The organism is Trinickia sp. HAY1-2D, from assembly GCF_056754935.1.
On record NZ_JBPGWX010000002.1, the window covers coordinates 1,414,317 to 1,431,022 of the forward strand.

The 16,706-nt window shown below is 60.7% G+C and carries 27 protein-coding genes and 1 tRNA gene; 15 read left to right on the forward strand and 13 right to left on the reverse strand.

What is annotated here, in order from left to right:
* Positions 1 to 11 precede the first annotated feature (11 nt).
* The 12 genes from ACR9ZC_RS13570 (at position 12) to ACR9ZC_RS13625 (ending at position 6,568) form a co-directional block, all read left to right on the forward strand.
* Positions 12 to 368 carry a DUF4212 domain-containing protein gene (locus ACR9ZC_RS13570; protein ID WP_481580666.1) on the forward strand — a complete coding sequence of 119 codons (357 nt, stop codon included), beginning with the start codon at positions 12 to 14 and terminating at the stop codon, positions 366 to 368.
* A complete protein-coding gene (locus ACR9ZC_RS13575; RefSeq protein WP_481580667.1) occupies positions 365 to 2,383 on the forward strand; it encodes a sodium:solute symporter family protein in 2,019 nt (672 codons plus the stop codon). The genes ACR9ZC_RS13570 and ACR9ZC_RS13575 overlap by 4 nt, the downstream gene beginning before the upstream one ends.
* Positions 2,384 to 2,513: 130 nt before the next feature.
* Entirely contained in the window at positions 2,514 to 2,984 is a 471-nt protein-coding gene (locus ACR9ZC_RS13580) for a VOC family protein (RefSeq protein ID WP_481580668.1), read from the forward strand.
* Positions 2,981 to 3,310 carry an ArsR/SmtB family transcription factor gene (locus ACR9ZC_RS13585; protein WP_331566651.1) on the forward strand — a complete coding sequence of 110 codons (330 nt, stop codon included), beginning with the start codon at positions 2,981 to 2,983 and terminating at the stop codon, positions 3,308 to 3,310. The genes ACR9ZC_RS13580 and ACR9ZC_RS13585 overlap by 4 nt, the downstream gene beginning before the upstream one ends.
* Positions 3,307 to 3,786, forward strand: a complete 480-nt coding sequence (locus tag ACR9ZC_RS13590; RefSeq protein ID WP_481580669.1) for an SRPBCC domain-containing protein — start codon at positions 3,307 to 3,309, stop codon at positions 3,784 to 3,786. Before ACR9ZC_RS13585 ends, ACR9ZC_RS13590 begins: the two co-directional genes overlap by 4 nt.
* A 73-nt stretch (positions 3,787 to 3,859) precedes the next feature.
* Positions 3,860 to 3,950 (forward strand) — tRNA-Ser (locus ACR9ZC_RS13595).
* 445 nt (positions 3,951 to 4,395) lie between these two features.
* Positions 4,396 to 4,572, forward strand: coding sequence for a type II toxin-antitoxin system HicA family toxin (locus tag ACR9ZC_RS13600; protein ID WP_481580670.1), 177 nt, complete (start codon positions 4,396 to 4,398; stop codon positions 4,570 to 4,572).
* 58 nt (positions 4,573 to 4,630) lie between these two features.
* Positions 4,631 to 5,047: a type II toxin-antitoxin system HicB family antitoxin gene (locus tag ACR9ZC_RS13605; RefSeq protein WP_481580671.1), complete on the forward strand. Its 417-nt coding sequence runs from the start codon at positions 4,631 to 4,633 to the stop codon at positions 5,045 to 5,047.
* A 31-nt stretch (positions 5,048 to 5,078) separates the two neighbouring features.
* Positions 5,079 to 5,528: a hypothetical protein gene (locus tag ACR9ZC_RS13610; RefSeq protein WP_481580672.1), complete on the forward strand. Its 450-nt coding sequence runs from the start codon at positions 5,079 to 5,081 to the stop codon at positions 5,526 to 5,528.
* 29 nt (positions 5,529 to 5,557) lie between these two features.
* Complete coding sequence (locus ACR9ZC_RS13615; RefSeq protein ID WP_481580673.1) at positions 5,558 to 5,938, forward strand: hypothetical protein; 381 nt, start codon at positions 5,558 to 5,560, stop codon at positions 5,936 to 5,938.
* The gene (locus ACR9ZC_RS13620; RefSeq protein ID WP_481580674.1) at positions 5,935 to 6,240 is read left to right on the forward strand and encodes a hypothetical protein; all 306 of its coding nucleotides are present in this window, start codon (positions 5,935 to 5,937) and stop codon (positions 6,238 to 6,240) included. Before ACR9ZC_RS13615 ends, ACR9ZC_RS13620 begins: the two co-directional genes overlap by 4 nt.
* Before the next feature lie 7 nt (positions 6,241 to 6,247).
* Positions 6,248 to 6,568 carry a hypothetical protein gene (locus ACR9ZC_RS13625; protein ID WP_481580675.1) on the forward strand — a complete coding sequence of 107 codons (321 nt, stop codon included), beginning with the start codon at positions 6,248 to 6,250 and terminating at the stop codon, positions 6,566 to 6,568.
* Here ACR9ZC_RS13625 and ACR9ZC_RS13630 read toward each other — a convergent pair.
* The 9 genes from ACR9ZC_RS13630 to ACR9ZC_RS13670 form a co-directional block, all read right to left on the reverse strand.
* Positions 6,540 to 7,367: a patatin-like phospholipase family protein gene (locus ACR9ZC_RS13630; RefSeq protein WP_481580676.1), complete on the reverse strand. Its 828-nt coding sequence runs from the start codon at positions 7,365 to 7,367 to the stop codon at positions 6,540 to 6,542. The genes ACR9ZC_RS13625 and ACR9ZC_RS13630 overlap by 29 nt on opposite strands.
* A complete protein-coding gene (locus ACR9ZC_RS13635) occupies positions 7,361 to 7,627 on the reverse strand; it encodes a ubiquitination-like system serine protease family protein (RefSeq protein WP_481580677.1) in 267 nt (88 codons plus the stop codon). Before ACR9ZC_RS13635 ends, ACR9ZC_RS13630 begins: the two co-directional genes overlap by 7 nt.
* Positions 7,628 to 7,662: 35 nt before the next feature.
* Complete coding sequence (locus ACR9ZC_RS13640; RefSeq protein WP_481580678.1) at positions 7,663 to 8,133, reverse strand: hypothetical protein; 471 nt, start codon at positions 8,131 to 8,133, stop codon at positions 7,663 to 7,665.
* A gap of 10 nt (positions 8,134 to 8,143) precedes the next feature.
* The gene (locus ACR9ZC_RS13645; protein ID WP_481580679.1) at positions 8,144 to 8,461 is read right to left on the reverse strand and encodes a hypothetical protein; all 318 of its coding nucleotides are present in this window, start codon (positions 8,459 to 8,461) and stop codon (positions 8,144 to 8,146) included.
* Positions 8,458 to 8,682 carry a hypothetical protein gene (locus ACR9ZC_RS13650; RefSeq protein ID WP_481580680.1) on the reverse strand — a complete coding sequence of 75 codons (225 nt, stop codon included), beginning with the start codon at positions 8,680 to 8,682 and terminating at the stop codon, positions 8,458 to 8,460. Before ACR9ZC_RS13650 ends, ACR9ZC_RS13645 begins: the two co-directional genes overlap by 4 nt.
* Positions 8,679 to 9,245, reverse strand: coding sequence for a hypothetical protein (locus ACR9ZC_RS13655; protein ID WP_481580681.1), 567 nt, complete (start codon positions 9,243 to 9,245; stop codon positions 8,679 to 8,681). Before ACR9ZC_RS13655 ends, ACR9ZC_RS13650 begins: the two co-directional genes overlap by 4 nt.
* A 55-nt stretch (positions 9,246 to 9,300) precedes the next feature.
* A complete protein-coding gene (locus ACR9ZC_RS13660) occupies positions 9,301 to 9,507 on the reverse strand; it encodes a hypothetical protein (protein WP_481580682.1) in 207 nt (68 codons plus the stop codon).
* Between the two features lie 161 nt (positions 9,508 to 9,668).
* A complete protein-coding gene (locus tag ACR9ZC_RS13665; RefSeq protein ID WP_481580683.1) occupies positions 9,669 to 10,223 on the reverse strand; it encodes a glycoside hydrolase family 19 protein in 555 nt (184 codons plus the stop codon).
* Positions 10,220 to 10,549 carry a hypothetical protein gene (locus ACR9ZC_RS13670; RefSeq protein WP_481580684.1) on the reverse strand — a complete coding sequence of 110 codons (330 nt, stop codon included), beginning with the start codon at positions 10,547 to 10,549 and terminating at the stop codon, positions 10,220 to 10,222. Before ACR9ZC_RS13670 ends, ACR9ZC_RS13665 begins: the two co-directional genes overlap by 4 nt.
* Before the next feature lie 178 nt (positions 10,550 to 10,727).
* Between ACR9ZC_RS13670 and ACR9ZC_RS13675 the strand changes: the two genes are divergently transcribed.
* The 3 genes from ACR9ZC_RS13675 (at position 10,728) to ACR9ZC_RS13685 (ending at position 12,852) form a co-directional block, all read left to right on the forward strand.
* Positions 10,728 to 11,027: an XRE family transcriptional regulator gene (locus tag ACR9ZC_RS13675; RefSeq protein ID WP_481580685.1), complete on the forward strand. Its 300-nt coding sequence runs from the start codon at positions 10,728 to 10,730 to the stop codon at positions 11,025 to 11,027.
* A 2-nt stretch (positions 11,028 to 11,029) separates the two neighbouring features.
* Complete coding sequence (locus ACR9ZC_RS13680) at positions 11,030 to 11,677, forward strand: hypothetical protein (RefSeq protein WP_481580686.1); 648 nt, start codon at positions 11,030 to 11,032, stop codon at positions 11,675 to 11,677.
* Positions 11,678 to 11,748: 71 nt separating this feature from the next.
* Entirely contained in the window at positions 11,749 to 12,852 is a 1,104-nt protein-coding gene (locus tag ACR9ZC_RS13685; protein WP_481580687.1) for an acyltransferase family protein, read from the forward strand.
* An 8-nt stretch (positions 12,853 to 12,860) separates the two neighbouring features.
* Here ACR9ZC_RS13685 and ACR9ZC_RS13690 read toward each other — a convergent pair whose 3' ends face one another.
* The 4 genes from ACR9ZC_RS13690 to ACR9ZC_RS13705 form a co-directional block, all read right to left on the reverse strand.
* A complete protein-coding gene (locus ACR9ZC_RS13690) occupies positions 12,861 to 13,046 on the reverse strand; it encodes a hypothetical protein (RefSeq protein ID WP_481580688.1) in 186 nt (61 codons plus the stop codon).
* A 10-nt stretch (positions 13,047 to 13,056) separates the two neighbouring features.
* On the reverse strand, positions 13,057 to 14,796 hold the full coding sequence (locus ACR9ZC_RS13695) for a hypothetical protein (protein ID WP_481580689.1): 1,740 nt from the start codon (positions 14,794 to 14,796) through the stop codon (positions 13,057 to 13,059).
* A gap of 59 nt (positions 14,797 to 14,855) precedes the next feature.
* Positions 14,856 to 15,446 carry a hypothetical protein gene (locus ACR9ZC_RS13700; protein WP_481580690.1) on the reverse strand — a complete coding sequence of 197 codons (591 nt, stop codon included), beginning with the start codon at positions 15,444 to 15,446 and terminating at the stop codon, positions 14,856 to 14,858.
* A 77-nt stretch (positions 15,447 to 15,523) separates the two neighbouring features.
* Complete coding sequence (locus tag ACR9ZC_RS13705; protein WP_481580691.1) at positions 15,524 to 16,657, reverse strand: baseplate J/gp47 family protein; 1,134 nt, start codon at positions 16,655 to 16,657, stop codon at positions 15,524 to 15,526.
* Positions 16,658 to 16,706: the final 49 nt, after the last annotated feature.

Genomic DNA, 16,706 nt, shown 5'->3' on the forward strand with positions numbered 1-16,706 from the left:
TACATAGGCGCATGGTTGCGCCACGTCTTCCCGAAACGGCTGTTTCCGAGCCAGTCGAGCCTCGATCGATGTCGAGCGCGCTTGCACGCGCGCATCGGCGCTATTGGCGCTTCAATCTCGCGCTCATCGCCGTGCTGATGGCGATGGGCTTTAGCGTATCGTTCGTCGTACCGCTTTTTGCGCGCGAGCTGGCGGGTTTGCGCTTCGCCGGCTTCAGCCTGCCTTTCTATCTGGGTGCGCAAGGCGCGATCGTGATCTATCTGGCGTTGATCGTCGTCTATATCGTGGCGATGGGCATGGCCGACCGTACGATGCGACGAGCGATCGAGGCCGAGACCCTCGACGATGCGCGAGACCGCACGCCATGAAGCTCGTCGGTCGCCTGAGCAAGGCATACGCGTTTTACACGGTCGGCTTCTTCGTCTTCATCTACTTGATGTGGCGCATCGAGCGTGCGCTAGGCGCGGGCCCATGGGTGGGCTACGTGTTTCTGTTTCTGCCGATCGCCGTCTATGCCGTGATCGGCTTGCTTTGCCGCACGTCCGATGTCGTCGAGTACTACGTGGCCGGGCGCCGTGTGCCGGCCTTCTTCAACGGCATGGCGACGGCTGCCGACTGGCTCTCGGCCGCATCCTTCATCGGTCTGGCCGGCTCGCTTTACGCGACCGGCTACGACAGTCTTGCCTACCTGATGGGATGGACCGGCGGGTTTTGCCTCGTGGCGTTTCTGCTGGCGCCTTACGTGCGCAAGCTCGCGCGCTACACGATTCCCGATTTTCTCGGCACGCGGTATTCGAGCAACCTCGTGCGCGGGCTTGCAGCGGGCTCCGCGATTCTTTGCTCGTTCGTCTACCTCGTCGCCCAGATTCAAGGCGTGGGGCTGATTGCCATGCGCTTCATCGGGGTCGATTTTGCGATCGGCATCGCGTGCGGACTGGCCGGCATACTCGTGTGCTCGTTTCTCGGCGGCATGCGGGCCGTCACGTGGACTCAGGTCGCACAGTACGTCATTCTGATCAGCGCGATGCTCGTGCCCGTCTCGATGATCGCGCTCAAGGACGGACTGGGGCCGGTGCCGCAATTGACCTACGGTCGTCTGATGGAGCGTATTCAGACGCTCGAGCAGCAGGCGCGCGACGCGCGCGAAGAACGCAGCGTTCGCGCGTGGTATCGAGAGCGCGCCGCGCAGATCGATGCGCAGATTGCCGCCTTACCGGGCTCATATCTCGACGGGAAGGCGAACTTGGCGCGCGAACTCGACGCGCTGCGCCGGCGCAACGGCCCACTGCGCGAGATTCACGAACTCGAGGCGGCATTAGGCGCCTTTCCGCGCGACCCGGCCGCGGCACGCGCAATGTGGACCCGGGCACGAAACGACTTGCTTGCGCGCGCAACGGATCCGGTGCCGATGCAGGAGCCGTTTTCCGCCGCCAATGAAAACGAGCGCCGCATCCACCAGCGCAATTTCCTCTCGCTGCTACTGTGTCTTTCGCTGGGCACGGCGAGCCTGCCGCATATCCTGGTTCGCTACAACACCACGACCTCCGTCGCGTCGGCGCGCCGCTCTGTCGGGTGGACGCTTTTTTTTATCGCGCTTTTTTATGTGAGCGTGCCGGTGCTGTCCGTTCTGATCAAACACGAGGTGATGACTCACCTGGTTGGACGGTTATTTGCCGATCTGCCGTCATGGGTCGTGCAATGGCATCGCGTCGATCCGACGATGATCAACATTGCCGATACGAATGGCGATGGCATTGTGCGCTGGTCCGAAGTGCGCATGCAGCCGGACATGGTCGTGCTGGCGGCCCCGGAAATTGCCGGTTTGCCGTATGTGATTTCGGGCCTCGTTGCGGCGGGCGCGCTGGCCGCGGCGCTTTCGACGGCCGACGGACTGCTGCTGACGATCGCGAATGCGCTCTCGCACGATTTTTACTACTACATGATCGACCCGGCGGCGACGACGCAGCGGCGTGTGACGCTTTCGAAAATTCTGTTGCTGGGCGTGGCGCTGTTGGCGTCGTATGTCGCGTCGCTCAATACGGGCAACATCCTCTTTCTGGTGGGGGCGGCGTTTTCGCTCGCAGCGTCGAGCTTCTTTCCCGTACTCGTGCTCGGCGTTTTCTGGAAGCGCGCGACGAAACGCGGCGCGGTGGCCGGGATCATGGCGGGGCTTGCGGTTTGCATTTACTACATCGTGTCGACGCATCCCTATTTTGCCCAACTGACGGGCGTGGCCGGGGCGCGTTGGTTCGGCATCCAGCCGATCAGCTCGGGCGTGTTCGGCGTGCCGGCGGGGTTTATCGCGACGATCGGCGTCAGTCTTTTGGACCGAAAACCCGACGCCCATACCCTGGCGCTCGTCGATTACATTCGACGGCCATAGCGCGTTGAGCGTAGTGAAGGGCGGCACGGCCTTTATGTCGTCGCGCTTATGCGACGTTTACTTGCGTTTTTGGTTAAATATTGCCAGTATTTGCAAGTGGCATCCGGACGACGAGGAAAGGAGGACTGACATGAGTGATCTTTATCGGCCGAAGGGGCTGTCGAGTGCACTGTCTTATCAGGATCCGAAGGCGGCTTATCGCTGGCTCGAGACGGCATTCGGGTTTGAGCCGTTGTTCGTCATCCTCGATGGCGACGGCAATCTGGCGCACGCTGAAATGTCGTATGGCGATTCGGTCCTGATGATAGGGAGCGAATGGAGCGAGGAGCACAAGAGCCCGCGCTCGATCGGTGGCAAGAACACCCAATCCGTTCATGTCCAACTCGCGCAGGGCGAAGATGTCGACGCGCATTGCGCCCGTGCACGTGCGGCCGGCGCGGCGATTCTGATGGAGCCGGAGACGCAGTTTTACGGCGATCGGGCATATCGCGCGAAGGATCTCGAGGGCCACATCTGGTCCTTCGGCGTCACCGTCCAAAAGATGACGCCTGAAGAGTGGGACAAGGCGAGCGGGTTCACTACGCGGACTCGGCTCGATTGACAGCCGCTGTCGACAGAATCTTTGCGGCGCTTGCCGATCCGAACCGGCGCCGCGCCATCGAGTTGCTCGGCGAGCGGCCGCGCAGCGCGGGCGAATTGGCGAGCGCGCTCTCGCTATCGCCGCCTGCGTTGAGCCGGCATTTACGGCTCTTGAAGGCGTCCGGACTGGTCGATGAAATGCATCCGCAATTCGATGCGCGCGTGCGCGTGTATTCGTTGAAGGACGGCGCCATGACGGAATTGAAACGCTGGGTTGCCGGTACGGAAGCGATGTGGGCGGCGCAATTGTCCGCGTTCAAGGCACATGTCGAAAAGGGGAATCGATGACAGCTTCGGTCATCGTCTCGCTTCGGGTCGGGGTATCGCCACTTCGGGCGTTCGAGGCTTTCACGCAGGAGATCGGGCGATGGTGGGTGGCCGATCCGCTGTTCGCGCTCACGCCGCGCGGCGATGGACGGTTAGCGTTCGAACCGGGAGAGGGCGGGCGGCTCGTGGCGACGTTCGAGGATGGCACGGAGTTCGAAGTGGGCCGCATCGATGTTTGGGAGCCAGGGCATCGGCTCGCGTTGACCTGGCGGCAGGCGACGTTTGCCGCTGATCAGGCTACGTATCTCGATGTGCGTTTCGAAGCGGTTGGCGATGAAACTCGTGTGACGGTCGAGCATCGTGGGTGGGATACGATCCCTCGGGAGCATGTGGCTCGGCACGGGTTCGAGTTGATGCTGTTTCAACGCCGGCAGGTCGATCACTGGCGTGTGTTGTTGGCTTCGATGAAAGGAATCTTGTGGCACGGCGGCGGGTGAGTTCGTAGCGCTCGCTTGGCGTACGGGTGGGTGGCGGAGCGACGCACGAACTCTGCTATAATCCTCGGCTCCCGGAGAGATGGATGAGCGGTTTAAGTCGCACGCCTGGAAAGCGTGTATAGGTTAACAGCCTATCGGGGGTTCGAATCCCCCTCTCTCCGCCAGCGTCACATAAGGCTCTCCGAGGAGAGCCTTTGTCATTTTGGGTTATTCAAACGCGGTTGGGTTATTCGCGAAAAGCGAATTCCGCTCATCCTGGCGTCTATACTGTTTGCATATACAGTATCACGCCATGTCCCAAAACCTCAACAATCCTTACGGCACTCGGCGCCCATGTCGCGCATGCGAGCATTGGGGCGGAGACCTGCCGGGAACCCCTCACGTTCAATGCGTGCGCGGCGAGCGGCCGCAGATCCAGGCCGACGGTGCGCACGGCTGCGTCTTTTGGGTGCGGGCGATCGGGACGGATGACGACGCAGCGCCGGCGCGAGAATGCGCTCATCGAGGGCTTGAGGACTCCTTCGACGACGAAATGGAATAAACAAAAATGTTTGCACGACTGAGCATTTTTGTTTATACTGCCTCCATGTTCAACAACACGGAGGGGCGGTGAAGCAGAGTGAGTTCAAACGGTGGCTGGCGGCGCGCGGCGCGACTTTCGAGGAAGGAACGAATCACACGAAAGTCAGGCTGAACGGCAAGCAAACCACCCTGCCACGGCACCCGAGCCATGAAATCGGCGAAGGTCTCAGGCAGCGAATCTTGAAGCAACTCGGTCTCAAATGAGAGGGAGCCCCGAACGGGGCTTTCTCCGCACCGTTTCTCGCATGCAATGGAGTGCAATATGTTGAGGTATCCAGCCCTTTTTGAACCAGACGGCGACGGTTTCTGCGTGTCGTTTCGGGATGTCCCCGAAGCTCTTACGAGCGGGGCCACGATGGAGGAAGCGCGCGCCATGGCCGCCGATGCGCTATTGACGGCGATGGACTTCTACTTCGAAGATCGGCGCCCTGTTCCGGCGCCGTCGAAGGCGAAGAAGGGAGAGGAATTGGTCGCGCTGCCGGCCAGCGCCTCGGCGAAAGTGCTGCTGTTGAACGAAATGCTCGTTCAGAAGGTCACGCCGGCCGAGCTCGCCCGTCGATTGCATACGCGCCCTCAGGATGTGAACCGTATCGTCGACATCGGGCATGCGACCAAAATCGACACGATCGCAGCAGCGCTTGAGGCGCTCGGGAAGCATCTCGAGCTGGCGGTGGTGTGACGCGCCGCGAGTGGCACCCAGGGAGGAAGGAATGGAAGAAGTGAAATCTGGCGAGTACCACCTTTTCTTTTGGGGTGGCATCGAGAACGACGGCTTAGCAACGGCGAAGTTCGGCCCCGAGCGGGGCTACTGGTTCGCCACGCCGGAGGAACGCGCAGTCTTCAAGGCTGAGGTATCACTATTCGCCAAGGCAGCCGGCCAAATCGTCTGCTTCAACGAAGTGGATGGGCCGCTCGCGCTCAAGCGCACCATCGCGAAGATGACGCTTGTGTTGGACGGTAAGCGCTACCCATTTGAGTATGACTTCGGTTACGGCTACCCAGTCGACAGTGCGGACTTTATGTTCTTTGATGGCAACTACGCGTGCGACTGCAATCGGAGCCTGTTCCTGGGCCGTCAATATCCAGATGCCGGCATTGAGGAGCGGGAATGCGGGGACTCGATCGACATCGAGGATTTCGAGATTGAGTATCGGGATTGACGCGCCCGTATGGGAGGGAGTGAGTGAATATGACGACAGACACGGAACGTCTCGACTTCATGGCGAAGCATTGCCTTTGCGCGTCCGAGAACGATAACGGCGAGTGGCAAGTGTTTGAATTCGCGCCGCGGTTCTACAGAGATGGCGTCGTGACGCGCAATGCCTTTCTCGATTCGGCTAGGGATGCGATCGACTACGCCATGAATTTCTACCTTGGCGGTGCATCTCAATACGGCGATCCTCGCCACTCGGTCACGTTCATGGATGGCGAAGACCTGGACGCCATCGGCTCATTCCCTTTCGTGGATCTGATACGGGCGAGAAACGAACAGGACCATGACTATCGGGGGCGGTTGATTGAGAGGATGAGGGAAGTAGAGTCGCCGCCGATGGCGGCCAGGGAGGGATGATGGAGGGTTGGCTTGAAGTTCTTGGGCGCGACGCCTACGTCGATATCATGACCTTGGCGAAGAAGGGTGATCCGGTCTTAATCGACGGATACCCGAGCGTCATTACGCACGTCGAGTTTGATGCGGTCCAGAATCGCGGACGGTACAAAGCCAAACAGATCAACCCATTGCCGCCGGGCGGCGTCGTACGTGTACTTGACCACGAATGGCGCGGCCCAATGGGCGCTGAAACCACCGCCCAGCCCGACGACACCGCACCGAGCGTGAATCACGTGCGCGATGCCGTAGAGACAAAAAGGTGAAGTGAAGATGAAACGCGAAGTCCGAAAAATTTTCGAGAAGGTGGCGAGCGCGAACCATCTGAACACCCGAGGCCGCCGAGAGTACAGACGCCAATTTGCGCGTGAGTATCAAGAGATATTCGATAATGTGTATGGCGTCATATCGAGATTCTCTGATATTCCAATCGACAAGGAGACGCGCGAGGCGATGCTTGGAGCGCTATTGGCCGAGTTTCCCCCACCGCCGCCTGCTAACGCCGGTGCGGATGGTTTCTTGAGCATCGCCCTTACGCCGGAGGCGGCGCGTCTCTTGCGAGTCATCACGCCACCGGCTCGAGACCGAGCTTGAGCGCAGTCATCGCCTCCATCGTCATCCGGTACCCATCGTCGTATAGCCGCTGCCGCGTCGACGCCGCCATGTTCCGATCCAGTGAACTCGCATACCCGGTCGGCACAGTGACGATTGTCGCGCCGGCGTGCGCATCGAGCGCGATATGCGATGCCTCATTCGAGGCCAGTAGCAAATCGATCATCCGAGGAGCGAGCGTGCGCAGCCCATATGCACCCGGCAATAGCGGCGTGTCGGCTGATTCAAGGTAGATCCCGAGCCGCGGCACGTCGTCGACGGTCAGGTTGCTCGCCGGGAGATTGTCGGTGCAGCCGCCGTCGACCAGGAGCGCGTTCCCGAACGAAACCGGCGTGAATACGACTGGGATGGATGCCGATGCGCGCGCCGCGAGCGCAATCGGCGCCGACGGCGTCGATGCTCGGCCGAACTCGAATTCTCGTTCCGTCAGCAGGTCGGAGGCGATGACCTTTAGATCGATCGACAGATCTGCGAAGCTCTTTCCGACCGTGTGCTGCTGAAGGAAACCCAACAGCGCCGAGCCGGAGCAAAGCGCCTGGCTCCTCAGCAGCGCCCACGGCGAGAAACTCATCATCGGCGACCAGTCGATTTCCATCAGCATCTGGCGCATTTTGGCGAGGGTCATGCCAGCAGCATACAGACTGGCCACGATCGAGCCGCCCGATGTGCCGGCGAGCTCGACGACGTCATATCCGGCATCGGCGATCGCCTGGAGGGCTCCGACATGCGCGCCGAGACGAAAGCCGGATCCGCTCAGCGCGACGCGAATAGGCTTCAGCATGTCGTCACCTCACCATTGGTGATGAAGCCGTGCCACGGGCGCGTATTGACCGATGGCGTCAGCGTGAGATTGCTGAAATCCGTCCCGCTCACGCCCCACTGAATGCCGCCGTTCTCATCAGCCGGCGCGCCGCGATCACGAAACGGAACGCAGATCATGTAGCTGCGATCAGTTGGACACCAGAAGCGAATTCCCTGCGCCTCTGCCAGCGTCGCGACGGCCTCGCGCTTGTGCATGCGGTCCGTCACCAGTTCGGGCAAGAACCGCACGAACTGCGGCTCAAGATCAACGAACCTCATTTCAGCGGCTCGCCAGCAAGCGGTGTCGACGCGGCAGCCGGAGCGGAAGCTGCCGATGTTGGCACCGCGGCGGGCGCAAGGCTGATCGCAATGTTGAACGCCAGCACGGCCGTATCGATTGCGGCATCGGCGGCCTTCATCTTTTCCGGCGCGAGCGACGACGAATCCACAATCGACTTGATGAGCGGCAAGGTTGCATTGACGACCGATTGGAGGTCCGGTTTCTGGACGGTCGCGCCCGCCACACAGACCTGCTTGACCTTCGGTTCAATCGTCTTCGAGAGTGTGTCAGCCGCGCCACCAGTGAAGACGCCGTCTGCCTTCAGGATTGCGATTTCGCCATTGGCCGCGCCACAGGCGATCGATACTTGCTGGGCAAACGTAAGCGCCGGGGCAGAGCCATTGCATCCGGCGAGCATTGCGACAGACGCGACGAGGCCTGCCGCGAGAAGCAGCATCTTCTTCATGATGGGTTCCTTACTTGGTGAGCTTGATAGCCGCCGCAGCGGCATTGGAGACGGCACCGGCCACCGCTGTGGTGACTTCGCCTTGTGCGGTGATGGGCGCCGTGGCGCCTACGCCGGATTCGGTGAAATGGACGGCGACCGAGCCGCCGGGCTGCATTGAGAGATCAAACGACAGGGACGATATGTCCTTGCTGTTGACCGCGATCGCCTCGCAGCAGACGAGCTGCTTCGTGGTGGGCTCGTAGAACGGCCGCACCGAATATGAGGCGGTACCGGCGCAGCCGGCGAGCGCCGCGGCAACCAGCACTGCGAAAGCGGCGCGGATCATTGCGCTGCCGGCGCGGCCCCCGACGACTTCGCGGCCGCGCGCGTCGCGAGGTAGTTGCCGATGGCATGCACCCCGGCCACGATGAGGCCGGCCACGAGGGCGGATACGCTGGGCGGTACCGGCGTCTTGGTCATAAGACCGAACGCCCACTCGACAGCGGGCATGACAGTGGCCGTTGAAAGCGCGACACCGCCGGTCACTACGGCAGAGGTTTGGTTCATAGGTGCTCCTGGTCGTGATGGATGACTTCGGTGGGGGTGAATTGATAGCCCTCGCGCGCATACTTCTGGACGATCCAGATCGGGAACGGAATGGTGTGAATGCCGGCGTCTTTGACGGTGTGGAACTGCTTGCCGAGCAGCAGTCCATTCACGGTCATGTCGTCGACGAACAGATACGGATCAACCGGCACGAGGTAGGTGTAATTGGGGTGAAGCGGTGTCTCCCCGGGGATCGTCACGGCCCTCGCGCCGGCGAAAAACTTCTCCCAGTCAAAAGCCTGCGCGTGTGGACCCCAGTGCCCTGCTTCGCAATCGGCCGCGAAGACGCTCCAATCGATTACGTCGGCGAAGCATCGCTCGATCGGATGGTGGTGCGCCTCGAGCGGCGCACCGAGCTCCTCGGCTGTCATGCCGGAAATGAAGCAGCGGCCGCCCTCGCGCTCGATCAGTAGCTTGCGGGTGCGCTCGAACAGAGCAGTCTCTTTGCGAGGCGCGTGGCCAGGAAGCAGCACGTCGATGACGAGCGTCTCTTTTTCTTCGTGGATTTGGGTAACGTCGGTCATGGCCGTAAACGAAAAAAAGCCGCCCGGAGGCGGCTCGAAGTGAGAGGGTTCGGGATCAGTCGACGTCGGGCAGATCGACGGTTTGTCCTACGAGCGCGTGCGTGCTGTCGCCAAGGAAGATCATTTGCCCGGGAGCCGCGCCGTTGCAGCCGACGAAGGAGTGGCAGACGTACTGCGGCTCGTCCTCGATTTGATAGCGACGTAGCACGCTCGGACCGAATACCGGCTTTTCGAAATCTCCGTTGAAGGTCCAGTGATCCATATTGGCGACCCCGCGCGACTCCGCCGTTTCTCCCGGCGGCCGCCAGTTTGAGATCGGAAGAATGTGTGGCTCGCGGAATCCATGGGCTGCTCGGCACCCAGGGCAATCGAACCGAATCCCCCAGAACAGCCCATCGCTATCGCGGACGATCTTTGCTTTGCTCATTGAGTGATCCCCATTGCTTTCTTGGCGGCCGAGTACAGCGCCTGCCGATCGACGAGCCCGTTTGTGCCGCCGTTGATGCGCCGTGTCAGCGCGACGAAATTTCCGGCCAGCGCCAACGGCGTGAGATTCTTGCTCCACCAGAACCAAGCTGCGCTCATCGCGGCATGCTCCGGCTGCTCGAGCAGCTCCGGATGGTTCAGCAGGTCGAGGTCGAGCTCGCTGGCGGCAAGCGCATAGTTCGCGCGGCCCGTGATCTGGATGAGCCCGCGGCCACAAAAACGGCGACCGTCACCTGGCTGCGTATTGCCGAGCTCGGTGGCCTTGGCCGACGGCGGCTCATATGCCCGTTGCGCGACCGTTGGGCCCCATATCTCCTTCGTGAAAACGAGGTGCCCAGACTCGTGGCCCGTCTGCGCCAAGAACGCGGCTATGTCGAGCGGCTCGCTGATCCCGTAGTGCTCACACGCCACTCGCATGAAAGGTGCGAATATCGCCGCGCGCGATGGCGCCGCGCCGGTACCGGCGGCGATGATCTGTGGCGTGAGGATCACTTGTCGGCCTTCGTATCGATGCGCCGATGAATCTCGGCAAATCCTTCGCGCGTTTCTTTCGAGTTCTGATTCACGGCCTCGATAAGCCGCTCGATTGAGCGTTCGAGGCTGCCGACAGCCTTGGTCAGTTCGGTCTGGGTAACGTAGTGCTCCGCGACATAAAGCTTGTGAGCTGCGAGCGCATCCGCAAGTGCTTTGATCGCGTCGCCCTGCTCTTTGATGGTCTTGTCGCGCTGCCCCTCCGAACGCTGCCATAACCAGCCAAAAACACCGCTGACAGCGGCAAACCCTGCACAACCAACCTCGACGACGGCGGTGTAGTCCATTCAATCCCCGGAAATGAAAAAGCCGCCTCACGGGCGGCTGGTTGTCGAATGCTTGACACATAGGCGGATTCCGCCTATCTTTGGCGGCATAGGAAGCGCATTCGCGCGGCCGCCATCCGAAAGGAAACCATCATGAAACGCTGCTTTCGCGCGCTTGCGCATCCTGGATCAACTCACCATGCTCTTTCGCTCGCCCTCCGTCGCTCAAATGAAGCAGTGGAAAGAGCGGCTTCGCTTTTCCGGCACGCAGATGGCCAGGATTCTCGGACTCAAGAGTGCGCGCCGCTGGCGGGACTATGCGGACGAGAACAAGCCCCAGGGCATCCCACCAGCGAATCTCTTCATGGCCGCAGCCCTCGTCACTCTCCCGCAAGCCGAGATCGATCGCGTGCTCGAGGCGATGCGCGAAGTGGGCGCGGTGATCGACTTAGACGCCTCGTCCGATTCCCAGGCGCCCGATGGAGAGCAGCAACCGTAGCGATGACACTCGGCTGCGCCGCGGCGACGCAGGCGCGAGCCGAATCCTTCTTCCAGCTCGAGGCCGGTGCCGGCGTGCAAGTCTCGCGCGACGGCGGCGACAATCTTTGGGTCCAATACGGCCTCGCGCATAAGGAAAATCTCACCACGCCGGCATGGATGATTGGTGTCACTGGTGACGTGACAGACTGGTTATCCTGGCATGCGGATTTCGTCGATCTCGGACACGTGAGCGCGTCTACTATGGCGGTCGGTGACGATCAATATGACGTCGGCGTGCATCGGGTGAGGCCTCAGTACCGCAACGTCCCGCTGACGCGATTCGAGGGGAATGGCCACACATACGGCGTCGCGCTGACGTTGGAGCCTCACTACATCTGGCATAACGTTCGGTTCGGCGTTGAGGCCGGGCCGTTCATCTACCGCACGACGTGGAACGAGACGATCTATAACCTTGGCGGCCCACCGTCAACGCTCGGGCCGAAGCCGGAAATCATGATCAAGTACGTTGTGGGCGCCAACGTCTCGTACAAAAACGTTGGCCTGTCCTACCGATATTACGCAAACAAGACCAAATGGAACCCGGTCCCGGGCATCGTGACAGGCACGCATGCGGTGATGCTGACGATCAAGACGAACGCGCTGTTTTAGGCCTGGCGCGCTCGTCCGGCCGGTGGGCGCGATGCGTTACAATCCCGCCCAGAAAATAACCGAGGGCGAAAATGGATAATCAAGGACGTCTGCACGAGCTCGATAGCCTTCGGGCTCTTGCGGCAATCGGTGTTATCGGCTGGCATTACACGAACCATTTTCACGCATCGCCGCTTGCCTATGTAATGGTTCCATTTTATCGGCACGGGCTCTTGCTGGTCGATTTTTTCTTCGTTCTATCCGGGTTCGTTCTGGCCCGCACCTACTGGACGGCCGAGCGCTCCGAAAACTTCGCGCGCAACATACGGGACCGCGTCGCCCGCATGTACCCGCTGCATTTCGCGATGCTCTTGCTTGTCGCGGTCCTGCAGTGGGCGCTCGTTCACCGGCTGCACTCCGAACCGTTCATCTATACCTTCAACGATAAGCGCGATTTCGCACTCAATCTGTTCCTGCTGAATCGCACGGGGCTTGAGCGTGGCTGGGCATATAACGCCCCGTCTTGGTCGATTTCGACCGAGTTCATCGTCAACATCCTGTTCCTCGCCGCCATCGTCGCGCGCCGGCGTATAGCGATCGCTTTGCTGGCTGCTGGATTTGCTGTATCGCTGGTGATAGTGCTTCGGCACGGGCTCATCAGTAACGACACCTTTTATGGTATCGACAACGATGTTTTCCGGACGGTCATCGGCTTCGTGTTGGGAGTAGCGCTTCATCGCTTCGATCGCGGCCCGATAGAGCGCGCCAAGCTGAAAGAGGCATTCTGCGATCTGCTGGCAATCGCGGCCGTGTCGGGATTCCTGTACTACTGCGCGCGCGGCCACTTCACGCGCTATTCCGACTTGATTATCGCGCTAGCCTGCTTCCCGTCGATTATCATCGGCGCAAAGCGCGGTGCGATGGTCAAAAGGGTCCTGAGACTTCCACCGCTTGTATTCCTCGGCGCGATTTCATATTCGATTTACCTCGTGCACTTTCCGTTGCAGTTGGCGATCCACACCGTGTCGGTTGCGATGAAAACGGATATGCCCTATGGAAATGCGTTCTTTCTTGTGGGCTTCATCTTACTGACCATAGCCGTGTCTTCGGTCACATACCGCCTGATTGAGATTCCAGGGAAGCGAATGATCAAGACATGGGGCGCGCGCGCACTCGCCTCACGCACCGCGTCCTGATCACGTCATCAATCCGGCGTTGGCAGATACGGCCTGATGAACACCGGTTGCGCATCATAGTACGCAAGCCAGCGGGGATCGCTTGTATCGACTGCTCCCTGGTTTGGGTACTGATCGGGATCTTGCGGACCCGCGAAATACGCGATGATCGTTTCGTCCGTTGGATCGGAAAATTGGACAAACAGTGTGCTCATGACACCTCCGTCAGATCGTGTAACCGCAGAGTTGCAGAGTAAAGGTCACCGTTCCAGTTGACCCGTTGAAGTTGTAATAGAGTTTCTGTTGCTCCCGCAACGGTATGTCCGCAAACCACGAATTGAAGGATTGCGACCCGTTCGTTGTTATGCCGCTGTCCTCGCGACCATAACCAGTGGAATTGCCTGCTAACTGCATGCCGGCAGCCGCAGCGACACTTGTCGCTACTACTGTTTCGCCACGTACGGATTTCGCATTTTTCGGAATGAGCGCCGAAATCGTGAGTGCCGTGAGTGACGCAGTCTGTACGCTCGTATTGAGGATCGTCGCCGGTGTGAAGAAGTATTCGCGGTCTTGCTGGTAGCCGACGCCAAACTGACCACTTGCGTTCGTCTGCCATACGGCTACAAGCCCGCTTGCTGTGTAACCGCTTGGCAACGTCCCGCCATACACGCTCGGGGCTACCGCACTGGTCGCATTCGTCGCCAGCAGCGCCGCTGTTTGATTAGTGGGATTGTAGATCGCATAGAGCGCGACAAAACCGGAGGCGGGAGGAGACCCGGTATCCATGCCCCCGGCGCCCGTCGTGGCCAGGTTGATCGTCTTGTTGAAATTCGCGAGACAGTAGCGCAATCCGCCGAGCGCCGACTCGACGATAATCTCATCAGCTGTCGCGGTTGCCGTCGCGCTCGCTGCCGTGACGTCCATCACGAAATTGCGGACCGAGCCCACGACGCCGGCCACCTGGCCGAACTGCACCGCATGCTGACTCTGCGTGGCGGCGCCAACCTGAATCGCTCCACCGGTGCATTCCAGAAGGATGTACGAGCCACCGCTGATCGAGCTATTCCAGATGACGACCGCATCGCCGTTCGCGATGTATTCGCCGCCTTGTAGCGCCGCATGATTCGCACCGAGGACAGTGGCAGTGCCGACGCCATCCGCCAGCGTCACGCCGCCCGTATTCGCAGCCGGAGCCTTGTACCGGATCATCATGCCGTCCACGCGCGCCGTGAGGGCCGGGGTGAGGGCGATCGTGTGCGCGTTGGCGGTGCCGGTGGCGACCGCATACGACAGGTTGCCGTTCTGGATCGATGCGAGCAGGGACGAGGGGAGGATCGGCGCGCCTGCGTACTGCGAGATGTTGCCGGCCGTGATGGTGCTTTGACCGTTGGCGACCGTAACGACCCACAGGCCGGTGTATCCAGCGTCGGGCGTGGGCGTGGTCTGGCTGCCCGTGGTAGCCGCGGCGCCAGCCTTTGCGACGAGCGCAATGGTGCCTTTGCGCGTCGTTGCCTGGGGTGTGCCGCTGTTGTTCGGGCCGCTCCACGCCTGCGTCGGATTCGACGCGTTGTAATAAGGAAGCGTCGTGAGGTCGGTATCGCTGTCCTGGTAAATCGCCTCGATCAGGTAGTTGATGGATTGGCCGGCCGTGCCGGGTGCGGGGCACGACAGATTGACGGCGTCGAGCAAAATCCCGCTCTTCAGGATTTGATGGGTCGTGTCCGCCGCTACGGAGCTGTAGGCCGTCGCGTCCATGCTGACGAGCGAATAGATCTCGCCCGGATTCACGTTCACCGTGAGCGTGGCCGGCGACGTCGGCACGCAAGCCAGTCCATTGACCACCGTCGAGGTGCCGAGCATCGCCGCCGCCAGTTTCGCGATACCGGTCATCGCGAATTTGTTCGAGCGGAGCACGTCGGTCTCGAGCGGGATTTGCCCTGCCCAGACGATTACGCGGTCAGTCATGTGTATGCCTCAAAAGAAAAAGGCACCCGGAGGTGCCTTTGTGCGATGTGGTGTTCGATTTACGACTGGATGTCGACCCAGACAATGGTTGCCGCTGGTCGAACTGAATCGATCGCGGCGTAGATATCCGCGTCCGTGACGGCGTTTTGGATCATCGAAAGCGACGCCCACTCAGCCTGCGATGCTTGGCTATAGCCTCCGGTCGAAATGCCGTAGCCAGCCACCGATGGAATGCCGGAACCGAGCGGCCGATAGGCGATTACGAACGCCTGATACGGCATCTGCATCGATCCATAGGCCCCAGCGACGCCATAGCCGATCAGAGGGCCGCCGTAGGAACCCGTGTCGTATGGGCGCTTTGGCTCGACAATCTTCGGCGTGCGTCCAGTGAGGTCCTGCAAGACCTTGACGATCGCGTTACGCGTGGCCCGTTCGCGGAACAGGTTGGCGATGATCGTGGCGCGAAACGACGCGTCCGATTGAGTCGACTTGCGCTGGATCGAGGCGCCGAAAAAGTCATAGGCGATGAGATCGAGATAGCCGTCCGTGGCGGTCCGGATCCTGGCCTGCAACTTCGCATACGCGTACAGCGAATAGATGAACGACATTGCCGTCGCAATGCCGGTGAGCAGCGAATCGACGACGGGCATTGAGTCCGCCGTCGAGCCGAACCATCGTTGCGGAAGCGCCGATTTCAGCCGTGCGAAAACGTCGGTTTGATCGCCGGTCATGAAATTACTACCGAGCCGGAGGTTGTTTTGATCACCTGGAGCGCCGTCGCCGTGACGTCAGCCGTCCCGCCATTCAGCGTCACCGAGGTCACGTTCGTGACGCCGGCCGATGCGTCGTAGGCCACTTGTGCGAGTCGGCTGTACGCGAGCGACGTGCCCAGCGGCAAGGTGTTGATGTAGTTCAGCAGCGCAGTTTGCACCGTGGCAGTCAACGTCGAATGCGTGTAGCCAGCCGCCGTGGTGATGGTCATGGCGACCGTGACGCTCACGACAACCGGCTTGTGCACGTCGAATGTGCTCGTGAAAGGCCGAACTGCATCGATGGCATTAGATACGCTGGATACGAGCGAATCTGGGGGCGTGCCCGAGCCATCGTCAATGACCACGAAGAAATTGCCCATCAACGTCGCGCCGGCGTACGTCTGATTCTCGGTGATGGTGTATTGCAGGCCCTGCTGCACGGCCAGGATCGCCGCTCCAATCGCTGCCTTCGTGGCTTTTGAGAGGCTGTTGATGTACGAAACGAATCGAGCGCGGAAAGCGGAATCCGTTTCGGCGTTGGTCCCGTTTGTGAAGGGTGCGGCGTTGGTGACCGTGTCGACGTATTGGACAGCCTGCGTCAGCGTAGTGATGGTGTTCGCAAGGACATTGGTTTGCGTGCCGGTATTGACCGCTTGCACTGTGGCGACCGCGCTCGAGATACCGGCCGCGATCACGTAGCCGCCCAGCGTCGCGCTATAGGCCGTCTGCGTGGTGTCTGCCACGACGGTGAATTGCTGCGTGCCATCGGCGGTCTGAATGACCGTCCCCACCGGCACGACGGCCTGATAGGTTGGGGTGAAGCGAGAGAACGTGACTTGACCGGTCGACGAGGTTGCGGCGAGCCTCGTCAGCCCATAGTCCAGCATCCACGAATCGAGATCGGCGCCGTTCGATGTGGCCGCGCGCGTCGTGGCGAGCAAAAGCAGAATCAGGCCTTCGAGCCACACCACTACCTGCGCCGTTGCCTCGACGATCGCGAGCGTGACCGAGCCGACGGAGAAGTCGACGAGAACCTTGGCTGCGTTCTGCACCGACGTCGCCATATTGGCTATCGCCTGGCTGAGGCTCCACTGATTGACTGTCGGCATGGCGTACCAAAAGAAAAAGCCCTCCGAAGAGGGCTCTGTGTGTGCGAGA

Bases quoted from the DNA above. Each gene is read 5' to 3' on its own strand.
- ACR9ZC_RS13695 (WP_481580689.1), bottom strand. From the start codon at position 14,796: ATGACTGACCGCGTAATCGTCTGGGCAGGGCAAATCCCGCTCGAGACC.
- ACR9ZC_RS13570 (WP_481580666.1), top strand. From the start codon at position 12: ATGGTTGCGCCACGTCTTCCCGAAACGGCTGTTTCCGAGCCAGTCGAG.
- ACR9ZC_RS13640 (WP_481580678.1), bottom strand. From the start codon at position 8,133: ATGAAGAAGATGCTGCTTCTCGCGGCAGGCCTCGTCGCGTCTGTCGCA.
- ACR9ZC_RS13645 (WP_481580679.1), bottom strand. From the start codon at position 8,461: ATGATCCGCGCCGCTTTCGCAGTGCTGGTTGCCGCGGCGCTCGCCGGC.
- ACR9ZC_RS13620 (WP_481580674.1), top strand. From the start codon at position 5,935: ATGATGGAGGGTTGGCTTGAAGTTCTTGGGCGCGACGCCTACGTCGAT.
- ACR9ZC_RS13680 (WP_481580686.1), top strand. From the start codon at position 11,030: ATGACACTCGGCTGCGCCGCGGCGACGCAGGCGCGAGCCGAATCCTTC.
- ACR9ZC_RS13615 (WP_481580673.1), top strand. From the start codon at position 5,558: ATGACGACAGACACGGAACGTCTCGACTTCATGGCGAAGCATTGCCTT.
- ACR9ZC_RS13660 (WP_481580682.1), bottom strand. From the start codon at position 9,507: ATGGATCACTGGACCTTCAACGGAGATTTCGAAAAGCCGGTATTCGGT.
- ACR9ZC_RS13625 (WP_481580675.1), top strand. From the start codon at position 6,248: ATGAAACGCGAAGTCCGAAAAATTTTCGAGAAGGTGGCGAGCGCGAAC.
- ACR9ZC_RS13685 (WP_481580687.1), top strand. From the start codon at position 11,749: ATGGATAATCAAGGACGTCTGCACGAGCTCGATAGCCTTCGGGCTCTT.
- ACR9ZC_RS13700 (WP_481580690.1), bottom strand. From the start codon at position 15,446: ATGCCCGTCGTCGATTCGCTGCTCACCGGCATTGCGACGGCAATGTCG.
- ACR9ZC_RS13575 (WP_481580667.1), top strand. From the start codon at position 365: ATGAAGCTCGTCGGTCGCCTGAGCAAGGCATACGCGTTTTACACGGTC.
- ACR9ZC_RS13605 (WP_481580671.1), top strand. From the start codon at position 4,631: ATGTTGAGGTATCCAGCCCTTTTTGAACCAGACGGCGACGGTTTCTGC.
- ACR9ZC_RS13690 (WP_481580688.1), bottom strand. From the start codon at position 13,046: ATGAGCACACTGTTTGTCCAATTTTCCGATCCAACGGACGAAACGATC.
- ACR9ZC_RS13670 (WP_481580684.1), bottom strand. From the start codon at position 10,549: ATGGACTACACCGCCGTCGTCGAGGTTGGTTGTGCAGGGTTTGCCGCT.
- ACR9ZC_RS13590 (WP_481580669.1), top strand. From the start codon at position 3,307: ATGACAGCTTCGGTCATCGTCTCGCTTCGGGTCGGGGTATCGCCACTT.
- ACR9ZC_RS13630 (WP_481580676.1), bottom strand. From the start codon at position 7,367: ATGCTGAAGCCTATTCGCGTCGCGCTGAGCGGATCCGGCTTTCGTCTC.
- ACR9ZC_RS13655 (WP_481580681.1), bottom strand. From the start codon at position 9,245: ATGACCGACGTTACCCAAATCCACGAAGAAAAAGAGACGCTCGTCATC.
- ACR9ZC_RS13580 (WP_481580668.1), top strand. From the start codon at position 2,514: ATGAGTGATCTTTATCGGCCGAAGGGGCTGTCGAGTGCACTGTCTTAT.
- ACR9ZC_RS13705 (WP_481580691.1), bottom strand. From the start codon at position 16,657: ATGCCGACAGTCAATCAGTGGAGCCTCAGCCAGGCGATAGCCAATATG.
- ACR9ZC_RS13650 (WP_481580680.1), bottom strand. From the start codon at position 8,682: ATGAACCAAACCTCTGCCGTAGTGACCGGCGGTGTCGCGCTTTCAACG.
- ACR9ZC_RS13610 (WP_481580672.1), top strand. From the start codon at position 5,079: ATGGAAGAAGTGAAATCTGGCGAGTACCACCTTTTCTTTTGGGGTGGC.
- ACR9ZC_RS13675 (WP_481580685.1), top strand. From the start codon at position 10,728: ATGCTCTTTCGCTCGCCCTCCGTCGCTCAAATGAAGCAGTGGAAAGAG.